This window comes from Streptomyces africanus (assembly GCF_002150735.1).
GTDB lineage: Bacteria > Actinomycetota > Actinomycetes > Streptomycetales > Streptomycetaceae > Streptomyces > Streptomyces africanus.
In genome coordinates this window covers 1-8,742 of the sequence record NZ_MUKA01000196.1, presented here as the reverse complement: position 1 = coordinate 8,742, position 8,742 = coordinate 1, and the positions used below count along the sequence as shown (strand labels likewise).

Annotated in this window: 8 protein-coding genes; 2 read left to right on the top strand and 6 right to left on the bottom strand. The window is 72.0% G+C overall.

All coding sequences use genetic code 11. From position 1 onward, the window contains the following. Positions 1-285, top strand: a 285-nt coding sequence (locus CCL05_RS23135) for a hypothetical protein (RefSeq protein ID WP_086562399.1), incomplete at its 5' end; no start/stop codon positions are given. 87 nt (positions 286-372) lie between these two features. After that, complete coding sequence (locus CCL05_RS23130) at positions 373-1,875, top strand: FAD-dependent monooxygenase (RefSeq protein WP_086562398.1); 1,503 nt, start codon at positions 373-375, stop codon at positions 1,873-1,875. Here CCL05_RS23130 and CCL05_RS23125 read toward each other — a convergent pair. The 6 genes from CCL05_RS23125 to CCL05_RS23100 form a co-directional block, all read right to left on the bottom strand. Beyond that, a complete protein-coding gene (locus tag CCL05_RS23125) occupies positions 1,872-2,846 on the bottom strand; it encodes an alpha/beta fold hydrolase (protein ID WP_086562397.1) in 975 nt (324 codons plus the stop codon). The two genes, CCL05_RS23130 and CCL05_RS23125, sit on opposite strands and share 4 nt — an antisense overlap. A 96-nt stretch (positions 2,847-2,942) precedes the next feature. Continuing rightward, positions 2,943-3,437 carry a lamin tail domain-containing protein gene (locus tag CCL05_RS23120; RefSeq protein WP_086562396.1) on the bottom strand — a complete coding sequence of 165 codons (495 nt, stop codon included), beginning with the start codon at positions 3,435-3,437 and terminating at the stop codon, positions 2,943-2,945. A gap of 144 nt (positions 3,438-3,581) precedes the next feature. Continuing rightward, positions 3,582-4,946: an FAD-dependent oxidoreductase gene (locus CCL05_RS23115; protein WP_086562395.1), complete on the bottom strand. Its 1,365-nt coding sequence runs from the start codon at positions 4,944-4,946 to the stop codon at positions 3,582-3,584. Positions 4,947-5,083: 137 nt separating this feature from the next. Continuing rightward, the gene (locus CCL05_RS23110; RefSeq protein WP_208641599.1) at positions 5,084-7,819 is read right to left on the bottom strand and encodes a SpoIIE family protein phosphatase; all 2,736 of its coding nucleotides are present in this window, start codon (positions 7,817-7,819) and stop codon (positions 5,084-5,086) included. 108 nt (positions 7,820-7,927) lie between these two features. Further along, positions 7,928-8,473: a hypothetical protein gene (locus CCL05_RS23105; protein WP_086562394.1), complete on the bottom strand. Its 546-nt coding sequence runs from the start codon at positions 8,471-8,473 to the stop codon at positions 7,928-7,930. 28 nt (positions 8,474-8,501) lie between these two features. Beyond that, positions 8,502-8,742, bottom strand: a 241-nt coding sequence (locus CCL05_RS23100; protein ID WP_143589937.1) for an ATP-binding protein, incomplete at its 5' end; no start/stop codon positions are given.

The following is an 8,742-nucleotide window of genomic DNA, read 5'->3' as shown; positions in this document are numbered from 1 at the left end:
ATCGGTGTTGCCTGCGGCGGCACCAAGGACTTCAACCTGGAAGTCGCCGCCGCAGGCAACACCGATGTCGTCCGGGCCAAGCTGCGCACCATGGAACTCCTGGGCCTGAAGGAGGAGATCGAGGACATCCTGATCACCCTGAACTCGCAGTACCACCTCATCCGCCTGCTCAAGGGGCGCGGCGGCAGCGGACTGTTCCTGTACCTCGTGCTCGACGCGAGCCGCGCGAACCTGGCGATGGCCCGCCACCAGCTCCGCCGGATCGAAACCGACCTGGAGGTCTGAGCCGGCACCACCGGACGGCAGCCCTCCGCCACGGACACGTCGCGGAGGGCCCCGGCATGCCGGGCGGCGGCGCCTACGGTTGGTCCCATGACCGCACCCCTGGACGTGCTCGTGGTGGGCGCGGGGCCGACCGGACTCGCACTCGCGACACAGCTCCGCGCGTACGACACCCTGTTCCGGATCGTCGACCGCTCCCTGGACCGTGTCAGGGAGTCGCGCGCCCCGGCCGTCCAGCCCCGCACCCTGGAGATGCTCGCCGGGTTCGGCGTGACGGACGAACTGGTCGACCGGGGGAACGCGTCGGTCCGGCTGCACCTGCATCTGCCCCGCCGCACGCTGCACGTGCCGGTGTTCGACGTCGGCTGCGACGACACGCCGTACCCCTTCCTGCTCTTCCTCCCGCAGTCGGAGACGGAGGCGGTCCTCACGGCCGGGCTCGCCGCACGGGACGTCACCGTCGAGCGGGGCACGGAGCTGGTGAGCGCCGAGCCGGAGGGGGAGTACGTCACCTGCCGCCTGCGCCATGGGGAGGGCGGCGAGGAGACGCTGCGGGCCCGCTACGTCGTCGGCTGCGACGGCGCCCACAGCACCGTGCGCGACCAAGCGGGCATCGCTTTCGAGGGATACGCCTATCCCCAGACGTTCCTGCTGGCCGACCTGGAGGTCGACGGACTGGAGCCGGGCGCCGCGCACACCTACATGACCGCCTCCGGCCTGCTGTTCTTCTTCCCGCTCGGTACCCCGGCCAGCTGGCGGATGATCGCCACGCGCCCGCCGGGCGCCCGGTCCGACGAGGTGACACCGGACCTCCTCCAGCAGATCGTCGACGACTGGACGACCGACCGGCTGACCCTGCGCGATCCGGTCTGGACGACGACCTTCCGCATCCACAACCGCGGCGCCGCCCACTACCGCAAGGGCCCGTTCTTCCTCGCCGGAGACGCCGCGCACATCCACAGCCCGGCCGGGGGCCAGGGCATGAACACCGGCATCCAGGACGCGCTCAACCTGGGCTGGAAACTCGCCCACGTCTGCCGCGGGGCAGCGCCGGAGGAGCTGCTGGAGACCTACGAGGCGGAGCGGGCCCCGGTCGGCCACCGCGTACGGCGCCTCACCGACCGCGCGTTCACCATCGGCACGAGCAGCCAGCCGGCCCTGCGGCTGGCCCGGACACGCCTCGCCCCGCTCGTCGCCCCGCTGCTCCTGCGCGCGACCGGCCCCCGCGCGCGCCTCTTCCGCACGGTGTCCGAACTCGGCATCCACTACCGTCGCGGCCCCCTGTCCACCACCGGCCCGGCCCGGCCGGCGCGCGGCCCCCGGGCGGGAGACCGGCTCCCCGACGACCCACGCGGCCTCCAGCAGCGCACCGCCGGCCCGGGGCACCACCTCCTGCTCACCGGCTCCTGGCCCGAGATCCCGCCACCGCACGACCTGGTCGACGTCCACCGCCTCGGCACGGAAAGTCCCTGGCCCGGCACCACCCACGCCCTCGTACGACCCGACGGATACGTGGGTTACGTCGCTCGGGGCACCGACCTCACGGGCCTGCGCACCTACCTCGACCACTGGCTGCCCAGCCGGAAAACCTAGGCCGGGAGCCCCTTCAGCCACTCGACCAGCAGCCGGTTGGTCTCGGCGGGACGCTCCTGCTGGAGGAAGTGACCGCAGCCGTCGAGGATGTGGGAGGCCGTCAGTCCGGGCAGGGTGGTCGGGTATGCCTCGATCGCGTCGGACAGCCAGGTCGTGGAGGCGTCCAGGCCGCCGCCGATGAACAGTGACGGCTGCGTGACGGGGGCGCCGGCGAAGTCGGCCAGGTCCTGCCAATCCCGGTCCATGTTGCGGTAGCGGTTCAGGGCGCCGGTCAGGCCCGTGCGTTCGAACTCCCCGGCGTAGACGTCGAGATCGGCCTCGGTCAGCCAGTGCGGCAGCCGGTCCACGGGGAAGCGGTCGCGCAACCGGCCTCCGCGCGCCAGGAAATGCGGGTCGGCCTCCGGCATCGTGTCCGGGGACAGGGCCGCGTAGAAGCCCGCGAGCCAGCCGCGCACATCGGGCTCGATCTCCGCCTCGGCCCGGCCGGGCTCCTGGAAGTAGGAGACGTAGAACTCCTCGTCGCCGCCCATCCCGGCGAAGACCTCGCTGGGCCTGGGCCCGCCGGGCGGGGTGTAGGGCACGCTCAGCAGCGCGACCGCGCGGAACACGTCCGGCCGGACCAGCGCGGACGTCGCGGCGATGGTCGCGCCCCAGTCGTGCCCGACGAGCACTGCGGACCGCTCGCCCAGCGCCTCCACGACGGCCACGTTGTCCGCCACCAGTTCGAGCATCCGGTACGCGTCCACCTCCGCGGGCCGGGAGGAGCGCCCGTAGCCGCGCACGTCGACGGCCACCGCGCGGTAGCCCGCGGCGGCCAGGGCCGGCAGCTGGTGGCGCCAGGCGTACCAGGACTCGGGGAATCCGTGCAGGAGCAGGACCAGCGGACCCTCACCCTGCTCGACGAGGTGAAGGCGGCCGGCCGGTGAAGGCACCAGGCGATGGGTGTGGTCGACGGCGGACGTCTGCGGCATGGATCCTCCCGCGTTCCGGAAAGGGGCGCTCGGTCCACCGATCATGCAGCGCCCGCCGCGACGCACACGAAGCCTGTTGCCGGTTCGGCAAAAGGCTCAGCCGTGGTACGTGATGTACCCGTTGCCGTCCGCGTCGGAGCCGCTCTTGGTGTACGAGTGCACGTCGGCGCGGCTGCCGGACGGCTTGTACACGTAGATCGTGTCCTTGTCGTTGTTCCACATGAAGTTGCAGTTGTCGCGGTACACGACGTTCTTCGCGTCGGAGTCGGATCCGTTGCCGCCGCGCAGCTTCACGTAGTCACCCGGCTGGAGGGTGTGGCTCGCGGTGAAGGTGAACTTGTTCCCCGCGGCGTCCTTCACGACGTAGCCCTTGAGGTTCACCGTCGTCGACCGCGAGTAGTTCTTGATGGTCAGGTACTCCTCGTCGGTGTTCCCCGTCGAGCAGCTGTTGGAGTCCCTCCCGGGCGCGTCGTACTGGATACCGCGGATCTTCAGCGCGGAGTTGTACTCGGCGGCCTGAGCCGGAACCGCCGCAAGCGCGGTGAGTGTTCCGGCAGCGACGGCCGTGGCCGCGACAAGGCGTATACGCATGGACGTTCGTCCCCCCTGGCATGACCCTCTGGTGAAGGCGATGTGATGGTTCGGTGAAACATCCGGATCGTACACGGTTCAAGCACGCATAAGGGCGGGTCCGGTGACATTGCCACCGGACCCGCCCGCGGGGTGTCCATGAGGTCAGGCGCCGCTGGCCCGCAGCATGTCCTCGCGCTCGACGAGCTTCACGCGCTCGCGCCCCTCGGGCGCGCCCAGCGCCTTCTCCGCGGCGTCCAGCTGGTACCAGCCGTCCCAGGTGGTGAAGCGGACGTTCCGCTCGGCGAGGAACGCGTCCACGGCCTCGGGGCCGGGGGTGGCGGGCGTGTGCAGCCGGCCGTTCGCGTAGTCGTCCAGCAGGTTCGCCACCGTCTCGTTCGCGTCGCCCTTGGTGTGACCGATGAGGCCCACCGGACCGCGCCGGATCCAGCCGGTGACGTACGTGGACTGCAGGTGCTCGCCGGTCTCCTGCATGACCCGGCCGCCCTCGTCGGGGACGGTGCCGGAGTCGAGGTCCCAGGGCAGCTTGGGGAGTTTGTCGGACAGGTAGCCGACGGCACGGTAGACCGCGCCGACGTCCCACGTCTTGAACGTGCTCGTGCCCTTGACGTTGCCGGTGCCGTCGAGCTCGGTGCGCTCGGTGCGCAGGCCGACGACCTTGCCGTCCTCGCCCAGGATCTCCACCGGCGACTCGAAGAAGTGCAGGAAGAGCTTGTGGGGCCGGTCGCCGACGTCGCGGATCGCCCAGTTCTCCAGGGTCTTGGCGACCATGTCGGCCTGCTTGTTGCCGCGCCGGGTCGCGATCGAGCCCTCGTCGTAGTCGATGTCCTCGGGGTCGACGATGACCTCGATGTTGGGGGAGTGGTCCAGCTCCCGCAGCTCCATCGGGCTGAACTTCGCCTGCGCCGGGCCGCGGCGGCCGAACACGTGGATCTCCTTGGCCCGGTTGGCCTTCAGACCCTCGTAGACGTTCGGCGGGATCTCCGTCGGGAGCAGCTCGTCCGCGGTCTTGGCCAGGACGCGCGCGACGTCGAGCGCGACGTTGCCGACGCCGAGCACGGCGACCTTCTCCGCCTCCAGCGGCCAGGTGCGCGGCACGTCCGGGTGGCCGTCGTACCAGGACACGAAGTCCGCGGCGCCGTAGGAGCCGTCGAGGTCGATGCCCGGGAGGGACAGCGCCCGGTCGGCCATCGCGCCGGTGGCGAAGATCACGCCGTCGTAGAACGCGCGCAGGTCGTCCAGGCTGATGTCGGTGCCGTAGTCCACGTTGCCGAAGAGCCGGATCTGCGGCTTGTCGAGGACCTGGTGCAGGGCGGTGATGATGCCCTTGATCCGCGGGTGGTCGGGGGCGACGCCGTAACGGATCAGTCCGAACGGCGCCGGCATGCGCTCGAAGATGTCGATGGACACGCCGGGTTCGGCGGCCACCTGGGACTTGAGCAGGGCGTCGGCGGCGTAGATCCCGGCGGGGCCGGATCCGACGATGGCTACCCGCAGGGGGCGGGGCATGGTCAGGTTCCCTTCGAGCGGCGACAAGTGATCTCGCCGTGAAGCCTAAACTGAGGCATGCCTAAGTTGGTACGCGGGTCCGGTCTATGAGCTCATAAGGCGACTTTATGGCTGGTCGTAGGCGGCCTTATGGCCGCTCACGGCAACGGCTGCTCCGCCCAGATCACCTTCCCGGCGGGCAGATAGCGCGTCCCCCAGCGCTCGGCGAGCTGCGCGACCAGGAACAGCCCCCGCCCGCCCTCGTCCGTCATCGTCGCGTACCGCAGACGCGGCGACGTGCTGCTGCTGTCGGACACCTCGCAGATCAGGTTGCGGTCGCGCAGCACCCGGACATGGATGGGGCCGCCGCCGTACCGGAGCGCGTTGGTGACCAGCTCGCTCAGGATCAGCTCCGTGGTGAACGTCAGCTCGTCCAGTCCCCACTCGGCCAGCTGCCGGGTGACCGCCGCCCGCACCTCGCCCACGGCCGCCGGATCGGCCGGCACCGGCCACTCGGCGACCCGGTCGGGGGCGAGTGCCCGGGTGCGCGCGACGATCAGGGCGATGTCGTCGCTGGAGCGGGCCGTGAGCCGGGCATCGAGGACGGTCCGGCAGGTGTCCTCGGGGGACTGGCCGGCCCGGCCCAGCGCCTCGCGCAGCATGTCGAGACCCACGTCGATGTCCCGCTCCCGGTCCTCGACCAGCCCGTCGGTGTAGAGGACGAGCCGGCTGCCCTCCGCCAGCTCCAGCTCCGCCGTCTCGAACGGCAGACCGCCGAGCCCGAGCGGGGGGCCGGCGGGCACGTCGGGGAACTCCACACTGCCGTCGGGGTGGATCAGCGCCGGCGGGGGATGCCCGGCCCGGGCGACGGTGCAGCGCCGGGAGACCGGGTCGTACACGGCGTACAGACAGGTCGCGCCGGTGACCGGGGCGCTGCCCTCCGCCTCCGTCTCGTCCTGGTCGATGCGGCCGACCAGCTCGTCCAGCAGGGCGATGAGCTCGTCGGGCGGGAGGTCGAGGGCGGAGAAGTTGTGCACCGCGGTGCGCAGCCGCCCCATGGTCGCCGCCGCGTGCAGCCCGTGCCCGACGACGTCCCCGACCACGAGCGCGACCCGGGCCCCCGACAGCGGCAGTACGTCGAACCAGTCGCCGCCCACCCCGGCCTGCGCGGGCAGATACCGGTAGGCGATCTCCAGGGCGTCCTGCTCGGGCAGGTTCCGCGGGAGCAGGCTGCGCTGGAGCGTCACCGCCATGCTGTGCTCGCGGGTGTAGCGGCGGGCGTTGTCGATGGAGACGGCGGCCCGCGCCACCAGCTCCTCCGCCAGGGCCAGCTCGTCCGTGTCGAAGGGCTCCGGCTTCTCGCAGCGCCAGAAGCTGACCACGCCGAGCAGCAGGGACCCGGCCCGCAGCGGCACGGTGATCAGGGAGTGGATGCCGTACTCCACGATCTGCGCGGAACGCTCGAGGTCCTGTGCCTGCCAGCCGGGGGCCTCGCTCAGCCGGGGTTCCAGGACGGGCCGGCCGGTGTCGAGGCTGCGGCCCTGCGGAGAGGACCCGACGAACCTGATCCGCTCGCCGACGGGGTAGAGGGGAGCGTCCTTGCGGACCCCGCTCAGCGCCGCACGGCTGAGCGCGGTCGCCGCGTCCGGCTGCCCACCGCCCAGCACCGCGTCGAACAGGTCCACGGTGGCGAAGTCGGCGAACCGGGGCACCGCCAGCTCGGTCAGCTCCTCGGCCGTACGGGTCACGTCCAGGCTCGTCCCGATGCCCACCCCGGCGTCGTACAGCATGTTGAGCCGTTCCCGCGCGGTCTCGGCCCGGCCGGACAGGGCGCGCAGCTCGGTGGAGTCGCGGAGCGTGGCGACACTGCCGGGCGGGACGCCCGCACGGTCCGTGGTGCGCTGGTTCACGGCGAGCAGCCGGTCCCCGACGAGGTGCACCTCGTCCGTGGCGACGCGCCCGGAGGCCAGCAGCTCGGCGGTGCCGGGGTCGAGACCCAGGCTGAGCACGTGCCGGCCCTCGGCGTCGGCGGGCAGTCCCAGCAGCCGGTGCGCCTCGTCGTTGGCGAGCAGCAGGGTGCCCCCGTCGTCGACGATGAGCACGCCCTCCCGTACGGCGTGCAGCACGGCGTCGTGGTGTTCGTACATCCGGGTCATCTCGTGCGGCCCGAGCCCGTGCGTCTGGCGCAGCAGCCGTCGGCTCACCAGCGCGGCACCCGCCGTCGCCAGGGCGAGCGCCGCAGCGGCGGCGAACAGCACGAGCGGCAGCTGGCGGTCGGCGGTCCCGCCGATGTTCTTGGTCGTGACCCCCGCGGACACCAGCCCCACGACCTGCCCGCGGGTGTCCTTCACCGGCACCACGGCCTGGACGAGGTGGCCGATGGTGCCCTCGATGTCCTCGGTCACCGCCTTTCCGGCCAGCGCGGGCGCGATCGTCCCCACGAACTTCTTCCCGATGCGGTCCGGCTTGGGATGGGTGTAGCGGATCCCGTCGGTGTTCATGACGACGATGAAGTCGACCTTCGACCGCTCACGGGCGGCCTCGGCACGCGGCTGGAGCACCGCCGTGGGGTCGGGGCTGTCCAGCGCCTCGACCGTGCCCGGCGCGTTGGCGAAGGTCTCCGCGACGGCGAGGGAACGGTTGCGGGCCTCCTGGGTCGTGTCGTGCCGCACCTGCAGGACCAGCGCCACGACGGCCGCCACCACCAGCAGCAGCACGATCACCACGACGAGCAGGAACACCTGTCCGGCGACGCTGCGTCCGCCCAGCACCGACCGCAGCCCCGCCACCGGTTGCCACCGCGACGAGCCCGCCTCCCGCCGCTGCCGAGCGGACGGCGCAGCGCCGGGCCGCAGGGGCGATCGAGTCCCGGATCGACCCAAGAGTCGGACCATGTGCCATGTCTACACTGCCCGGCCGCGCGAGGCGAGGGGCATCACCCGTGGTGACAGGGGGCCCTCACCGTTTCGTCACGACTCCCGGCGCCCGGGCACCGCATACCGTCAGGTGCTCAGGGAACGGGCGAGCTCGGTCGTGGCCCGGGCGATCTCCGTGTCCTCGTCCGCCATCAGCCGGCCGAGCTCGCCGCGCCGGGCCCGCACCGCCTGGCGGGCCGCCCGCTCCCACACCACCGGGTTCTCCCGGCGGTTCAGCAGCTTCGGGTAGGCGGCGGCGGTGCTCTCCCACTGCCGGGCGTCGGCGATGCTCTTGAGCAGCTGGATGATCTGGGCGCGGCACGTCACCTGCGGCAGCTTCGCCAGCTCCCACAGGAAGGGAACCGTGGCGGCCGTCGCCTGCTCCACGACGAAGCCGAACTGGCAGATCCGCCTCCGCAGGTCGGCGAGTGCGGAGCGGGCCGTGTCGGCGTCGCCCCAGGCGATGCCGTTGAGCAGGAGGGGAATGGCCGCCGCCGAACCGGTGGAGTCCTGGATGTCGCCCCAGGGCACTCGGTCCAGGGCCGTGAGCGGCGTGGTCGTGGCGACCCCGGACGGGGCGCCGGGGCGCTGTGGGCGCTCGCTGCTCGGGTGTTCCGTCGAAGCGCTGCGCATGGCGAGTGGCCTTTCCGCGGCAGTCGTGTCAGAGGGGTGGACAGGTCGACAACCTGGCCCAGACCGTCTTGCCCGCCGGAGGGCAGGGGGTCCAGCCCCACTCCTCGGACAGGGCGTCGACGATGCCCAGGCCCCTGCCGTGCTCCGCCAGGGCGGAGCCGGTGGGGGCGTACACGGGCGGGTGGTCGTCGGGGTCGGAGACGGTGACCAGCAGGTGCGTGGGGTCCAGGAGGAATCCGAGCCGGATCTCCGGCGCGGCCGGCGCGCCG